At 64.7% G+C, this 13,363-nt stretch carries 15 protein-coding genes and 1 riboswitch; of the genes, 2 read left to right on the top strand and 13 right to left on the bottom strand.

Annotation, left to right across the window (positions count from 1 at the left end):
• Positions 1 to 8: 8 nt before the first annotated feature.
• The 13 genes from ACQKRQ_RS39070 to ACQKRQ_RS39010 all read right to left on the bottom strand — a co-directional run bounded on the left by ACQKRQ_RS39070 (position 9) and on the right by ACQKRQ_RS39010 (position 9,882).
• Positions 9 to 248, bottom strand: coding sequence for a BolA family protein (locus tag ACQKRQ_RS39070; protein WP_006052280.1), 240 nt, complete (start codon positions 246 to 248; stop codon positions 9 to 11).
• 15 nt (positions 249 to 263) lie between these two features.
• A complete protein-coding gene (locus ACQKRQ_RS39065) occupies positions 264 to 1,019 on the bottom strand; it encodes an ABC transporter permease (RefSeq protein WP_427483021.1) in 756 nt (251 codons plus the stop codon).
• Positions 1,016 to 1,948, bottom strand: coding sequence for an ABC transporter ATP-binding protein (locus ACQKRQ_RS39060; protein WP_132376743.1), 933 nt, complete (start codon positions 1,946 to 1,948; stop codon positions 1,016 to 1,018). The genes ACQKRQ_RS39065 and ACQKRQ_RS39060 overlap by 4 nt, the downstream gene beginning before the upstream one ends.
• A gap of 170 nt (positions 1,949 to 2,118) precedes the next feature.
• On the bottom strand, positions 2,119 to 2,412 hold the full coding sequence (locus ACQKRQ_RS39055; RefSeq protein WP_427483019.1) for an STAS domain-containing protein: 294 nt from the start codon (positions 2,410 to 2,412) through the stop codon (positions 2,119 to 2,121).
• Positions 2,409 to 3,041 (bottom strand): MlaC/ttg2D family ABC transporter substrate-binding protein, encoded by a 633-nt coding sequence (locus tag ACQKRQ_RS39050; protein ID WP_132376741.1) that lies wholly within the window; start codon positions 3,039 to 3,041, stop codon positions 2,409 to 2,411. Before ACQKRQ_RS39050 ends, ACQKRQ_RS39055 begins: the two co-directional genes overlap by 4 nt.
• A gap of 114 nt (positions 3,042 to 3,155) precedes the next feature.
• Positions 3,156 to 4,163: an MlaA family lipoprotein gene (locus tag ACQKRQ_RS39045; protein ID WP_132376740.1), complete on the bottom strand. Its 1,008-nt coding sequence runs from the start codon at positions 4,161 to 4,163 to the stop codon at positions 3,156 to 3,158.
• An 11-nt stretch (positions 4,164 to 4,174) separates the two neighbouring features.
• Positions 4,175 to 4,729: an outer membrane lipid asymmetry maintenance protein MlaD gene (gene mlaD, locus ACQKRQ_RS39040; protein ID WP_132376739.1), complete on the bottom strand. Its 555-nt coding sequence runs from the start codon at positions 4,727 to 4,729 to the stop codon at positions 4,175 to 4,177.
• A gap of 91 nt (positions 4,730 to 4,820) precedes the next feature.
• Complete coding sequence (gene mlaE, locus ACQKRQ_RS39035) at positions 4,821 to 5,588, bottom strand: lipid asymmetry maintenance ABC transporter permease subunit MlaE (protein ID WP_132376738.1); 768 nt, start codon at positions 5,586 to 5,588, stop codon at positions 4,821 to 4,823.
• Complete coding sequence (locus ACQKRQ_RS39030) at positions 5,585 to 6,406, bottom strand: ABC transporter ATP-binding protein (RefSeq protein ID WP_132376737.1); 822 nt, start codon at positions 6,404 to 6,406, stop codon at positions 5,585 to 5,587. Before ACQKRQ_RS39030 ends, mlaE begins: the two co-directional genes overlap by 4 nt.
• A 94-nt stretch (positions 6,407 to 6,500) precedes the next feature.
• On the bottom strand, positions 6,501 to 7,604 hold the full coding sequence (thiE, locus tag ACQKRQ_RS39025) for a thiamine phosphate synthase (RefSeq protein ID WP_427483018.1): 1,104 nt from the start codon (positions 7,602 to 7,604) through the stop codon (positions 6,501 to 6,503).
• Positions 7,601 to 8,416: a thiazole synthase gene (locus tag ACQKRQ_RS39020; RefSeq protein ID WP_012434521.1), complete on the bottom strand. Its 816-nt coding sequence runs from the start codon at positions 8,414 to 8,416 to the stop codon at positions 7,601 to 7,603. Before ACQKRQ_RS39020 ends, thiE begins: the two co-directional genes overlap by 4 nt.
• A gap of 56 nt (positions 8,417 to 8,472) precedes the next feature.
• Complete coding sequence (thiS, locus tag ACQKRQ_RS39015; RefSeq protein ID WP_427483016.1) at positions 8,473 to 8,670, bottom strand: sulfur carrier protein ThiS; 198 nt, start codon at positions 8,668 to 8,670, stop codon at positions 8,473 to 8,475.
• An 81-nt stretch (positions 8,671 to 8,751) separates the two neighbouring features.
• The gene (locus ACQKRQ_RS39010) at positions 8,752 to 9,882 is read right to left on the bottom strand and encodes an FAD-dependent oxidoreductase (protein ID WP_408179065.1); all 1,131 of its coding nucleotides are present in this window, start codon (positions 9,880 to 9,882) and stop codon (positions 8,752 to 8,754) included.
• Positions 9,883 to 10,098: 216 nt separating this feature from the next.
• Positions 10,099 to 10,222: riboswitch (TPP riboswitch) on the bottom strand.
• Between the two features lie 380 nt (positions 10,223 to 10,602).
• Here ACQKRQ_RS39010 and ACQKRQ_RS39005 point away from each other — a divergent pair.
• Complete coding sequence (locus tag ACQKRQ_RS39005) at positions 10,603 to 12,354, top strand: ABC transporter ATP-binding protein/permease (protein WP_132376733.1); 1,752 nt, start codon at positions 10,603 to 10,605, stop codon at positions 12,352 to 12,354.
• The gene (locus ACQKRQ_RS39000; RefSeq protein WP_427483013.1) at positions 12,351 to 13,160 is read left to right on the top strand and encodes an SDR family NAD(P)-dependent oxidoreductase; all 810 of its coding nucleotides are present in this window, start codon (positions 12,351 to 12,353) and stop codon (positions 13,158 to 13,160) included. Before ACQKRQ_RS39005 ends, ACQKRQ_RS39000 begins: the two co-directional genes overlap by 4 nt.
• Positions 13,161 to 13,363: the final 203 nt, after the last annotated feature.

Below are 13,363 nucleotides of genomic sequence, written 5' to 3'. Positions count from 1 at the left end.
TTTCCAGATTACGCGTTCTGCCATTCGGCGGGCGTCAGCGTCTTCATGCTGAGCGCGTGGATTTCTTCGCGCATGCGGTCGCCGAGCGCCGCATACACGAGTTGATGTCGCTGGATCAGACGCTTGCCTTCGAAGCTCGGCGAAACGATGGTCGCAAAGAAATGCTGGCCGTCGCCTTCGACTTCGAGATGCTGGCAGGCGAGCCCAGCCGCGATGTATTGCTTGACCTGTTCGGGAGTCGGCAACATGAGAGAAGCTCCTGATCAGTGGCGCAGTTTGTAGCCGGAAGCGAGCATGCGCATCGCCACCACGGCCAGCACCACAAAGAAACCGGCAACGATCGCGAGGCTCGCGAGCGGATTGATATCCGACATCCCGAAGAAACCGTAGCGAAAGCCGTCGATCATGTAGAAAAAGGGATTCAGCCGCGACACTTCGCGCCACACCGGTGGCAGCGTGTGAGTGGAGTAGAACACGCCCGAGAGGAACGTGAGCGGCATGATCAGAAAATTTTGAAACGCGGCAAGCTGATCGAATTTGTCGGCCCAGATACCGGCGATCAAACCGAGCGTGCCGAGAATCGCCGCGCCGAAAATCGCGAAGAGAATGATGTAGAGCGGCGCGCTGAAACTGACCGGCACGAACCAGATCGTCACGATGAATACGCCGAAGCCGACCGCCAACCCGCGCGCCACGGCCGCGAGCACATAGGCGCCGAACATCTCGTAGTGCGACAGCGGCGGCAGCAACACGAACACCAGGTTGCCGGTGATCTTCGACTGGATCAGCGAAGACGAACTGTTTGCAAATGCATTTTGCAACACGCTCATCATGACGAGACCCGGAATCAGGAAACTCGTGTATTCGACGCCCGCATAGACCTGCACATGGCCGCGCAACGCGTGGCCGAAAATCGTCAGATACAGGAGTGCGGTGATGACCGGCGCCAGCACGGTCTGGAACGCCACCTTCCAGAAACGCAGGAGCTCTTTGTAAAACAGCGTACGGAAACCGCTCATGCAAGCCCCTCGATCACTTCCGGACCGTTCATCACCTGAACGAACACATCTTCGAGGTCGGCTTTGCGAACCTCGATTTCTTCGAAGATGCAGCCCGCTGCGCGGCACTGCGCGAGAATTGTTTCGACGTCGTCGTAGCTCGCCAGACGCAGCAGATGCTGACGGCCATTGCCGTTGCCCGTGCCGCTTTCCACTTCGAGCGGACGCAGATCGACCGGCAAGACGCCTTGCGAGAAACGCAGGAACAGCTGCATGCCGGCGAAGCGTTGCAACAGCGCGCTGGTGCGCTCGAGCGCGACGACTTCGCCGCGCCGCAGCATCGCGATGCGGTCGCACAGCGATTCGGCTTCTTCCAGGTAATGCGTGGTCAGCACGATGGTGTGGCCTTCGCGGTTCAGACGCGAAATGAATTTCCACAGCGTTTGCCGCAATTCGACGTCGACGCCCGCGGTCGGCTCGTCGAGCACGATCACCGGCGGCCGATGCACCAGCGCCTGCGCGACCAGCACGCGGCGCTTCATGCCCCCCGACAGCGCGCGCATGTTGGCATCGGCTTTGTCGGTGAGATCGAGATTGGCCATGATCTCGTCGATCCACGCGTCGTTGTTGCGCAGCCCGTAGTAGCCGGACTGGATGCGCAAGGTTTCGCGGACCGTGAAGAACGGATCGAACACCAGTTCTTGCGGCACCACGCCGAGCGCGCGGCGCGCGTCACGAAAATCGCTGACGACGTCGTGGCCGCGCACGGCAATGCTGCCTTCATCGGCGCGCGCGAGCCCGGCGAGGATGCTGATGAGCGTCGTCTTGCCCGCGCCGTTCGGACCGAGCAGTCCGAAGAACTCGCCTTCTTCAACTGTGAGGCTGACGCCCTTGAGCGCCTGCAAATCCTTGTAGCGCTTCTTGACGTTACGAATTTCTATGGCTGACATGACTGTGGGCCGCGTGCATCGCGGCGCCTAAAGGAGCCCTGGGAGGGCGCACAAATGCTGGAAGGAACGGAATTGGGGCCGGTTATGTGCCCCAAAAAACGTTTGATTATAGGGCAAAAATCTGTAGCCCTATCTCAGCAGGAGGTGTTTGGATGTGACGCGTCAGAGCGTCAATGTCGCGCGGCGATGAGGGTATCGACGCCGTAGGCTTGCGCGAGACTGGCGAGACCAGCCGGCAAATTGACGATCTCGAACGTGGCACCGCGTGCCTGGGCGGCACGCTGCCACGCGAGGAGGACGGCCAGCGCGGACGAATCGAACTGCGCGAGCGGTGCGCAGTCCACGCCCGTCGCGCCCGCCGCGATACGTTGCAAACCCGCCGCGAGCGCGGCATTCGCGCTCGCGTGGGTCAGCGTCGCGCCGCTCTCGAAGCGGCTGACGACCGGGCTCAGCACTTCGCTCACGACTGCTTGCCCGCGGCGAGTTGCTGGTTGCGCTGCGTGAGGAACTGGATCAGTCCGTCCACGCCCTTCTGCTGGATCTGCTCGTTGAACTGCTGCTGGTACGCCTGGATCAGCCATGCGCCGAGCACGTTGATGTCATACACGCGCCAGCCTTGCGGCGTCTTGTACAGACGGTAGTCGAGTTCGATCGGCGAGCCGTTGTTCATTACGACCGAGCGCACCACCGTGTCGGTATCGTCCGGGTTCATGCGGAACGGCTTGTACTGGATCTCCTGATCGCGCACCTGAGCCAGCGCGCCCGAGTACGTACGGATCAGCAGCATCTTGAACTGCTCGACCACCGCGTTTTGCTGCTCCGGCGTAGCGGTGCGCCAGTTGCGGCCCATCGCCAGTTGCGTGGTGCGGCGGAAATCCGTGTACGGCAGGATCTTTTCGTTGACCAGCTTGGTGATGTGCGAGATGTCACCTTGCTGGATCGACTTGTCTGCACGAATTGCGTCGATCACCTGCTGGGTGACCGTCTTGACCATGCCGTCGGGCGAATTGGTGTCGACCGTTTGTGCCGATGCACCGGCACTAGCAAACGAGAACAACGCGGCGAACAGCGGAATCAGGAAGAATTTTTTCATTTGGAGCCTTGCCTTAAAAATAGTGCAACCGTTTGCACCGACATTAGCACGCGAGTTCAGCAGCAATCCATGCGCAAACTGCGAGAGTCGTATCGATCTGTTACGGCCGTACGATCAACGCAATTTGAATGACGGAAAGTTGAAACGCGTGGGCGGGACCAGTTGACCGGCCGGGATCTGCGTCGTCTCAGGGCCGCCGTTCAGGTCCAGCGGCGGTGATTCCGAGCTACCCGAAGCGGCCTCTGGCGCGGCAGCGGTGGCCGATGCGGCTTGCGGCGGCGTTGCCGCGGTCGCACCCGAAGCCGCCTTCGCGGCAGCAGCACCCTGCGTGCCCGCCGCACCAGCCGCCGCGCCGCTGTCGACGTCGTCGTACTTCGGCAGCGGCGCTTCGTCGCCGTAGTTGGGGAGCGCCGCAGACTGCTTGCCATCCGACAGCAGATACTGACGGCGTTGCAAATACGCGTTACGCACGAACGAATATTTGTCGAGCGCGGCGCCTTCCAGCACATCGCTCGCGTTCAACAGATTCGCGCGCGTGTTGACGATGTTCAAGCCGTACAGCGCCCAGCTCAGACCATCCGGATGAATGTAACTGAGCGGATTCACATAGTAGTTGCCGATCGAGCCGACCGCGTCGCGCACGGTGCTCGGCCCGAACAGCGGCAGCACGAGATACGGGCCCGCCGGCACGCCGTAGTGGCCCAACGTGAGGCCGAGGTCGTTGTCGTGCTTGGGCAGCTTGGCGAGCGTCGCCACGTCGAACAGGCCGCCCACGCCGAACACGGTGTTGATCACGATCCGCATGATGTCTTCGACACCGTCGGTGATCTTCAACTGCAGCAGGTTGTTTGCCGCAATGTAGACGTCGCCGATGTTCGAGAAGAAGTTCGTCACGCTGTCGCGCACCGGCTGCGGCGTGATGAACACGTAGCCCTTCGCGACCGGCTTGAGCGCGTACTGATCGAGCTTGTCGTTGACCGTGAAGATGGTGCGGTTCAAACCTTCGAGCGGGTCGCCCTTGGTCGGCGTCTGCACCGTGGAACAGCCGGCGAGCAGCGCTGCGGCTACCGCCAGCTTACCGGCCTGGAAGGCGCGCGCGCCGCTGATGCGTGTGGTCTGCATTCTTGTTCTCCTTATTGAGCGGCCGCGCCGGAGGCGGGCAAGCTCGGCGCCGCCGGCGCCGCCGCAGGCGCGGGCGTGCCCGTCGCCGCGCCAGGTTTGGACGCACCCGAATCCGCGGCCTTGCTGTACAGAAATTGGCCGATGAGGTTTTCCAGCACGATCGCCGACTGCGTCATGGAGATGGTGTCGCCCGCCTTGAGCATTTCGGTGTCGCCGCCGGGTTCGAGCCCGATGTATTGCTCGCCGAGCAGACCCGAGGTCAGGATCTTCGCCGAGGTGTCTTTCGGAAACTGGTACTGCTTGTCGAGGTCGATCGTGACGACGGCCTGGTACGCGTTGCTGTCGAAGCCGATCGAATCGACGCGGCCAACCGTCACGCCGGCGCTTTTCACGGGCGCGCGCGCCTTCAGTCCGCCGATATTGTCGAACTTGAGCTTGACCGGATACGTTGCCTGGAACGACAACGAGCTCATGTTGCCGGCCTTCAGCGCGAGAAACAGCAACGCCACGAAACCCAGCACCACGAACAGGCCGACCCAGAAGTCGAGAGCAGCAGTCTTTTTCATCGTCATCCCAAAGTGAATCCGCCACGCCGCCGATACTCCCCGCCGCGCGCGCCCAGTGACGCGTCGCCGGCGGAAAACGCGCAGCGCAGTCTTAGCTGAACATCAGTGCGGTCAGCAGAAAATCGAGGCCGAGCACCGCAAGCGACGCGTACACGACCGTCTTGGTCGTGGCGCGCGACACGCCTTCCGGCGTCGGCTTGGCTTCATAGCCTTGAAACAGCGCAACGAACGTCACCGCGAGCCCGAACACCACGCTCTTGACGACCCCGGCGCCGACATCGCGCCAGACATCGACGCCGCCTTGCATCTGCGACCAGAACGCGCCGGCATCGACGCCGATCAGCAGCACGCCCACCACATAACCACCGAACACGCCGACCGCGCTGAAGATCGCGGCGAGGATCGGCATCGAAATAATGCCCGCCCACAGGCGCGGCGCGACCACGACCTTGACCGGGTCGACCGCCATCATTTCCATCGCGGTCAGTTGCTCGCCTGCCTTCATCAACCCGATCTCGGCGGTGAGCGACGTCCCGGCGCGCCCGGCGAACAGCAGCGCCGTGACCACCGGACCGAGTTCGCGCACCAGCGACAGCGCGACCAGCAGGCCGAGCGCCTGCTCGGAGCCGTACCGGTTCAGCGTGTAATAGCCCTGCAGGCCGAGCACGAAGCCGACGAACAGGCCCGACACGGCAATGATCACCAGCGAATAGTTACCTACGAAGTGGATCTGCTTCGTGACAAGACGCGGACGGCGCAACAACGGGAAAAATTCGAGCAGCAGCCGGAAGAAAAACCGCGTGGCGTAGCCGGCCGTGCCCAGCCCGTCGATCACCGAGCGGCCGATCGCACTGATCATGACTGACCTCCGCCGATGCCGAAGTCCGCCGCGAGCGGCGTCTTGCTGGGATAGTGAAATTTGAAGGGGCCGTCCGGCGCGCCGTCGATGAACTGACGCACGGTGGCATCGGTCGACGCGCGCAGTTCGGCGGGCGTGCCTTCGGCGTGAACCCCGCCGTTGGCGAGAAAGTAGACGTAATCGGCGATCGCGAACGATTCCGGCACGTCGTGCGTGACGAGAATCGAGGTGGCGCCGAGCGCCTGATTGAGCGCGCGAATCAGGTTCGCGGTGATGCCGAGTGAGATCGGATCGAGGCCGGCGAACGGCTCGTCGTACATCATCAGTTCGGGATCGAGCGCGATGGCGCGGGCCAGCGCGACACGCCGCGCCATGCCGCCCGAAATCTCCGACGGCGCCAGGTCGCGCGCGCCCCGCAGACCGACCGCGTTGAGCTTCATCAGCACGAGGTCGCGGATCAGTTCTTCGGGGAGGTCGGTGTGCTCACGCAGCGCGAAGGCGACGTTTTCGAACACGGACATGTCGGTGAACAGCGCGCCAAACTGGAACAGCATGCCCATCTTGCGGCGCAGCGCGTACAGGCCGTCGCGCGTTTGCCGGCCGACGTCCTGGCCCTGGAACAGGATCTGGCCGCGCTGCGCGCGCACGAGGCCGCCGATCAGGCGCAGCACCGTGGTCTTGCCGCAGCCCGACCCGCCCATGACCGCGACTACCTGGCCGCGCTTGAAGCGCAGATTCAGGTTCGACAGGACGAGCCGGTCGCCATAACCGAAGTCGACGTCGCGCAGCTCGAGTAAGGTCTCGGGAGAGGAAGACACGAAACGGACAGTCCTTTTACACGGAAGGCGAATTATAGGGCCATCGTGCAAAAGTTGCCCTGAGGCTGCCCCGTCCCTTGACTAAACGTGACGATTATTGCGCAAACGCTTGTTGCAGTGCATAAACGGCGGCGGCAGGATCCGCTGCTTCCGTTACTGCCCGCACCACGGCCGCGCAACCGACGCCCGTCGCCAGCACGTCGGGCAGCACCTGCATATCGATCCCGCCGATCGCCACCAGCGGCACCACGCCGTCGAGCAGCCGCACGTAACGGGCTAGACGCTTCAGGCCCTGCGGCGCGGTCGGCATGACCTTGGTGGTGGTCGGAAACACCGCGCCCAGTGCAATGTAGCTCGGCCGAAAATGCAGCGCTTTCAGAATCTCGTAGAAACCGTGGGTCGACAGGCCCAGGCGGACGCCTCCCGCCGCGAGCGCGGCGAGGTCAGCCGTATGCACGTCTTCCTGACCGAGATGGACGCCGTATGCGCCGGCGTCGAGCGCGGCCTGCCAGTGGTCGTTGATGAACACCTGGGCGTCGTGCTCACGGCCGGCGGCCACGCAGCGGGCGATTTCGCGCTTCAGTTCGTCGGCGGGTTCGGCCGATTTGCGGCGCAACTGCACGGTCTTCACGCCGAAGCCCACCACGCGTTCGACCCATTCCGCCGTCGGCAGCACCGGATAGAGGCCGAGCCGGTCCGGGCAGCGCGCGAACGCCTGGGCCGGCGCGTCGGGCAAGCCGGCGAGACGCGGGAAACGGCTGAGATCGGCGGGAAAGGCGTCGTCGGCGCGGGTTTCATCGCCGTCGCGCCAGGCCAGCGCGAGCACCAGCGCGTCATGCGGGTCGAAGCCGCAGTCGAGGAAAGCCGCCAGCGCGGCAATCCAGTCTTCCGCCAGATGGCCTTCGAGGCGGTATTTTTCGCCGCCAAGATGCAGCGTCGCCTTGTCTTCAGCGGCTTCGATCACGCCGGCGCCCCGCACCAGCCAGCGCGCCACCTGCTCGCCATGCTGCTGCGCGTCGGCGATGACGATCAGATCGCCGCCGTTCGGTTCGTCCGGCGCGGTCAGGCAGATACGCCACGGCGCATGCGTCGGCGGCCAGTCACCCAGCCGGGCGCGGATGCGCTCGGTGGCTTCGGTGAGTTCGTCGGCGGGCGGCCAGAACAGGTCGCGGTCTTTCAATGTCAACGTCTGTGTCATGCGGCGCTCCCGTCTTGATGCCAGAACGGCATGCCGACCACCGGCGTGCTCGCGTGCGCGCTTTCGCGCTCGGCCATCGGCCCCGCCAGAAAAGCCTGGCGGCCCGCTTCGACGCCCAGCGCGAAGGCGCGCGCCATCGCGTCGGGGTGCGTCGCCTGTGAAACCGCCGTGTTCAGCAGCACGCCGTCGAAACCCCATTCCATCACCTGCGCCGCATGCGACGGTACGCCGAGGCCAGCGTCGACGATCAGCGGCACGTCCGGCAGCCGTTCGCGCAATACGCGCAGGCCGTACGGATTGATCACGCCCTTGCCGGTGCCGATCGGCGCGCCCCACGGCATTAGCGCCTCACAACCGGCGTCCAGCAGACGGCGGCCGATCACCAGGTCTTCGGTGCAATACGGCAGCACCTTGAAGCCGTCCTTGACCAGTTGCGCGGCCGCTTCGATCAGGCCGACCGGGTCGGGCTGCAGCGTGTAGTCGTCGCCGATCAGTTCGAGCTTGATCCACTCGGTCTCGAAGATTTCGCGCGCCATGTGCGCGGTCGTCACCGCCTCGCCGACCGTCAGGCAGCCGGCCGTGTTCGGCAGGAGCGGCACGCCGTGGCGCTTGAGCAGGTCGAAGAAGCCGGCTTCGGCGCCGCCTTCGTTCATCTGCCGGCGCAACGCGACGGTCACCATGCCGGGCCGCGCCGCGTCGATCGAATCGGACAGCGATTGCAGCGACGGATAGCGCGAAGTGCCGAGCAGCACGCGGCTCGCGAAGGTCTGGCCGTAGAGCGTGAGCGCATCGGCGGTTTGGGGGGAAGTCATTGGCATAATCCTGTTTGTCTCCGGCAATCGGCGTTCCGGCAATGCGTGGCGGGCGCTCAGCCGCCAGCCACGGGTTGCACGACATCGAGCTTGTCGCCCGTGCGCAGCACGCGCGCCGCATGCTGGGTGCGCGCCACGAAGTCGCCGTTCAGCGCGACCGCGAACGGCGGACGCGCGCCGAACGCGGTGAGCGCGTCGGCGACAGTCGCGCCTTCGGGCAGCGACAACGGCTTCTGATTGATATGAATGTCCATGGTGTTCGAATACGTTTCAGTCGATGGCGAAAGCAGCGTGGCGTATAGCGCTCGATTGGGTAAAGACCTTTCGCGCAACGCTCATGCCGGCTCCCGCGCGGAGTCCAGTTGAAAGAGTTCGCTCCAGCGCGCATCGCGTTGCCAGTCGGCGAAGGCATCGGCGTCGCCGATGCGGCCGTCGAGCAGCGCCGCGGCGAAGCGCACGGCTTCGTCGGCGACTTCGGGCACGATCATGTAGCCGTGCCGGTACAGGCCGTTCACGCGCAGTGTCTGCGCGCCGTCCCACAGCAAGGCCGGACGGTGGTCCGGCAAAGTTGGGCGGCACTGCGAATTCAGTTCGAGAATGCGTGCCTCGCCGAAGCCGGGATGCACGGAAAACGCCGCGCTCAGCAGTTCGAGCGCGGAACGCACGCTGACCGGCGACATGTCCTCGCCTTCCACTTCGGTCGCGCCGATCACGTAGAGGTCGTCCTGCTTCGGCGCGATGTAGAGCGGGTAGCGTGGATGCAGCAGCCGCACCGGCCGCGTCAGTTTGATACCGGGCGCATGCACGCGCGCCACTTCGCCGCGAATGCCGCGCAACGTAGGCAGCACGGGCTTCGCGCCGAGGCCGCGGCAGTCGATCGTGATGCGTGCGGGCGGCAGCGCGCGATCGTCGACGGGCGTATTCCAGTGCGTGTCGACACCACGTTGCGCGAGGCCCGCGGCCAGTGCGGTCAGCACCTGACGGTTATCCAGTTGACCTTCACGCGGCAACAGCCAGCCCTGATTGAAGCGTCCCGCCAAAGCAGGCTCGGCGGCGCCGAGCTGCGCGCCCGCGAGCGTGACGAAGCCACCGTCCAGCAACTCAGCCGGGGCATTCGAGCGCACCCGGCGCTCGAACAGCGGTGCTTCGGTACGGTCGGCGTGATGCCAGACGACCAGCGTGCCATTGCGTTGAAAGAACACCGGCTCAGGAAGTTCGGCCAACACTTGCGGCCAGGTTTCGAGCGAACTCGCGCCGAGGCGCGTGATCAGCAACTCGGCGCTGGCGGCTTCCGCGAGCGGCGCCAGCATGGCCGCGGCGACCCACGCGGCCGACTGCGTACCAGCGGCGTCGCCACGCTCATAGAGCGCCACGCGATGCCCCTGCCCGGCGAGACGCCACGCCACCAGCCGCCCGCACAGGCCGCCGCCGAGCACCGCGAAATCGGGTTGTGCAGGACGCGTCATCGCGCACACTCCGTTTCAGGACGGCAAGCAAAGCTGAAGCACGGCGCGCCGACGGCGGCGTGACGAAGAGCAAAACACATATCTGAAGAATAGGCGGTCATCGAGTCCTTTCCGTACGGCAAAAAAACGCACGTACCCAGGACGAAACCGGCGGGTGAGGCCGGCCGGGCAATGCGCGTTCCAATGACGGACGCTGCCCGGCGGGGAATGGAAGACTGGCTGCTTCCGGAAACTTCCCGCGCCGGTATTACCCGGATCGGGTGCAAAGGGTGTCTCTCAGCCTCGCCGCTGCGCCATGAAAACCATGCCGCCTGTGCGCGAAGCACCCCTGTTTCGTCGAAGGTCATTAGACCATAAAAGGCGCGGCGCCCGCAAACCAGCGGCTGGCCGCGTCGCGCGCGATTTGATCCGGCACCATCTTTCACGTTATCAATACGGCCGAAGGCGGCGCTCTGGCACAATGCCAGCACAGGATGCCGCACGAACGCGGCGCGGGCGGCACGCCGTCCCGCCATGTTCGCAGCGGCACCGGCGCGGGGCCTCGCGGCGCAAATTAATTTTCGCTTAAGGGCTTCACGCCAGAATCTGACGCTCACCCGGGCGTGCGTTCGTCGAGCACGACGCCCGGGCATGTACCGCAAACCCGCCGCAGGGCAGCCCGCAGACGGGCCTGCCCCGATGGGTCAGCCCCGAATGGGCCAGCACTACTTCAGGATGCTCATGACACCGAATACCTCTGCCACCCCCGTGCTGCCGCCGGACGAAAAAGTCTCCGCCTGGAGCCTGATCAAACCCTACTGGGTTTCCGAAGAACGAAAAACGGCATGGGGCCTGCTCATCGCGATCATCGTGATGAATCTGCTCGTGGTGTGGATCAACGTGCGCCTGAACCGCTGGAGCGCCGACTTCTACAACGCGCTGCAAACCAAGAACGTGCACGACTTCCCGCATCTGCTGATGGTGTTCTCGGCGCTCGCGTTCGGTTTCATCATACTTGCGGTGTACGGCCGCTACCTGCGCCAGATGCTCGGCTTCCGCTGGCGCCAGTGGCTGACCACGCGCTATCTGAACGAGTGGCTGAAGGACAGCGCGTTCTACCGGATCGAACGCGATCGCCTCGCCGACAACCCCGACCAGCGGATCAGCGACGACCTGCAGTCATTCGCCACCAGCACCCTTTCGCTGACGCTCGACCTGCTGTCCACCGTCGTCACGCTGGTATCGTTCATCACGATCCTGTGGTCGCTCGCCGGCGCGCTGACCATTTCGCTCGGCGGCATGCCGATCGAGATTCCCGGCTACATGGTGTGGGCCGCGGCGCTTTACGCCGTGGTCGGTTCGCTGATCATCCAGAAGGTCGGCCATCCGCTCGTGCCGATCAACTACCAGGCGCAGAAAGTCGAGGCCGATTTCCGTTTCGGCCTGATCCGTCTGCGTGAAAACGCCGAACAGATCGCCTTCTACAACGGCATGGACACCGAGAAGACGAACGCGCACTCGCTGTTCGGCCGCATCCGCGACAACTGGTGGCAGGTGATGAAGTACACCAAGCGGCTCACGTTCGTGCTGAGCTTCTATGGTCAGATCGCGATCATCTTCCCGCTGGTGGTCGCCGCGCCGCGCTACTTCGCCGGCGCCTTCACGTTCGGCGTGCTGATGCAGATCTCCAGCGCATTCGGCACCGTCAGCGATTCGTTCTCGTGGTTCATCAACAGTTACGGCACGTTGGTCGAATGGCGCGCCACGGTGAACCGGTTGCGTGAATTCAAGCGGGTCGTGCACGCGCCGCGTCTGAAGGAATCGGTCTCGCCGGCTACCGCGCATGGCGGCATCAATCTGCATTTCGTCGACGAGGACAAGCTCTCCACCGACGGCCTCAAGCTCGCCCTGCCCAACGGCAACCCGCTGTCGCGCATTCGCGATGTCGCGATTCAGCCGGGCTCGCGCTGGCTGGTGCGCGGCCCGTCGGGCTCGGGCAAGAGCACGCTGATGCGCGCCCTCGCCGGCTTGTGGCCGTTCGGCGACGGCTCGATCGACGCCCCGGTCAACGCGCGCATGATGTTCATCCCGCAGGTGAGCTACATGCCGATCGGCACGCTCAAAGCCGCGCTCGCCTATCCGTCCGCCGTCGACACCTACACGGACGACGAATGCCGCGAAGCGCTCATCGTGTGCCATCTGTCGGAATACGCGGACCGTCTGCAGGAATCGGGACACTGGACCCGCATCCTCTCGCCGGGCGAGCAACAGCGCCTCGCCGCCGCGCGCGTGCTGCTGCACAAGCCGGACTATCTGTTCCTCGACGAAGCCACCAGCGCGCTCGACGCGGAAAACGAAGCGCGTCTGTATCGCCTGTTCACGGAACGGCTGCCGAAGGCGGCGATTGTCAGCGTTGCGCATCGCGAGTCGCTGGCTGCGTTCCATGATGAGACGCTCGAAGTCGAGCGCTCGGGCGAAGCGGTCGCGGCATGACCACCATGAGCCGCGTGAGTGACCTGAACGACACCGGCAGCGCCGGATTCGAACGCGTCGTGCTGATCACCGGCGCGGGCTCCGGCATCGGCGCGGCGTTGGCCCGGCGCATCGCCGCGCCACGCTCGGCCTTGATGTTGCACGCACGCGGCGCCGATCACGACGCGCGTGAACGGCTCGCGCAAGTCGCCGCCGATTGCAGCGCGAACGGCGCACGCTGCGCGACGGTGTTCGGCGACCTCGCCGAACGCGGGGCCGCGGAACATGTGGTCCATCAAACGCTGGCGAGCTTTGGCGGACTCGATCAACTCGTCGCCAACGCGGGGCACGCCCAGCGCCAAACGCTGAATGCGCTCGATCCCGACGCGCTCGGCGCAGCCTTTGCGGCGATGCCCGCCGCCTTCGCGGCGCTCGTCAAACGCGCGACACCCGCACTGGAAACCTCGAAGCGCGGCCGCGTGATCGCGCTCAGTTCGTTCGTTGCGCACCGCTATCGCGCGGACGCGCCGTTTGCCGCGACGGCCGCCGCCAAAGCAGCGCTCGAGTCGCTGGCGAAAACCGCAGCCGCCCAACTGGCACCGCACGGCGTGACGGTCAATTGCGTGGCGCCCGGCTACACCCGTAAAGATCGCGGGCCGAGTGCCGATAATGCATCGGTGTGGACTCGGGCTGCTGAAGCGACGCCGCTCGGGCATGTCGCCGAACCGGCGGATGTCGCCGCGTTGATCGCGTTCCTGCTCTCTGACGAAGCGCGTCATATCACCGGCCAGGTGATTCATGTAGACGGTGGTCTCACGCTTGGTTGAGTGACTGGCGAACTGCGCCACGCCGACCGTACGAGCCACAGGCGCGGCCACTCAGCCGCAACGCTCGCTCACGCCGCACCGCCTGACCGCATCACCCAGCCACGCCAGATCGCAGCGGCCACCGCCGCATCCCTTCTCGATCCCAGGCAATACCCCGCAACATCCCGAAACACGCGAGAAGAGTTCGAAAGCATTTGCGAAGC

The organism is Paraburkholderia sp. NPDC080076, from assembly GCF_050281145.1.
Classification (GTDB): domain Bacteria; phylum Pseudomonadota; class Gammaproteobacteria; order Burkholderiales; family Burkholderiaceae; genus Paraburkholderia.
Note: the sequence above shows the minus strand (reverse complement) of the source record. Positions and strands in the feature narration are given on the sequence as shown.

Coding starts and splice junctions, on each gene's coding strand:
- ACQKRQ_RS39060 (WP_132376743.1), bottom strand. CDS start 1,948: ATGTCAGCCATAGAAATTCGTAACGTCAAGAAGCGCTACAAGGATTTG.
- mlaE (WP_132376738.1), bottom strand. CDS start 5,588: ATGATCAGTGCGATCGGCCGCTCGGTGATCGACGGGCTGGGCACGGCC.
- ACQKRQ_RS39070 (WP_006052280.1), bottom strand. CDS start 248: ATGTTGCCGACTCCCGAACAGGTCAAGCAATACATCGCGGCTGGGCTC.
- ACQKRQ_RS39010 (WP_408179065.1), bottom strand. CDS start 9,882: ATGACGCGTCCTGCACAACCCGATTTCGCGGTGCTCGGCGGCGGCCTG.
- ACQKRQ_RS39000 (WP_427483013.1), top strand. CDS start 12,351: ATGACCACCATGAGCCGCGTGAGTGACCTGAACGACACCGGCAGCGCC.
- thiS (WP_427483016.1), bottom strand. CDS start 8,670: ATGGACATTCATATCAATCAGAAGCCGTTGTCGCTGCCCGAAGGCGCG.
- ACQKRQ_RS39050 (WP_132376741.1), bottom strand. CDS start 3,041: ATGAAAAAATTCTTCCTGATTCCGCTGTTCGCCGCGTTGTTCTCGTTT.
- ACQKRQ_RS39005 (WP_132376733.1), top strand. CDS start 10,603: ATGACACCGAATACCTCTGCCACCCCCGTGCTGCCGCCGGACGAAAAA.
- ACQKRQ_RS39020 (WP_012434521.1), bottom strand. CDS start 8,416: ATGACTTCCCCCCAAACCGCCGATGCGCTCACGCTCTACGGCCAGACC.
- ACQKRQ_RS39045 (WP_132376740.1), bottom strand. CDS start 4,163: ATGCAGACCACACGCATCAGCGGCGCGCGCGCCTTCCAGGCCGGTAAG.
- ACQKRQ_RS39065 (WP_427483021.1), bottom strand. CDS start 1,019: ATGAGCGGTTTCCGTACGCTGTTTTACAAAGAGCTCCTGCGTTTCTGG.
- thiE (WP_427483018.1), bottom strand. CDS start 7,604: ATGACACAGACGTTGACATTGAAAGACCGCGACCTGTTCTGGCCGCCC.
- mlaD (WP_132376739.1), bottom strand. CDS start 4,729: ATGAAAAAGACTGCTGCTCTCGACTTCTGGGTCGGCCTGTTCGTGGTG.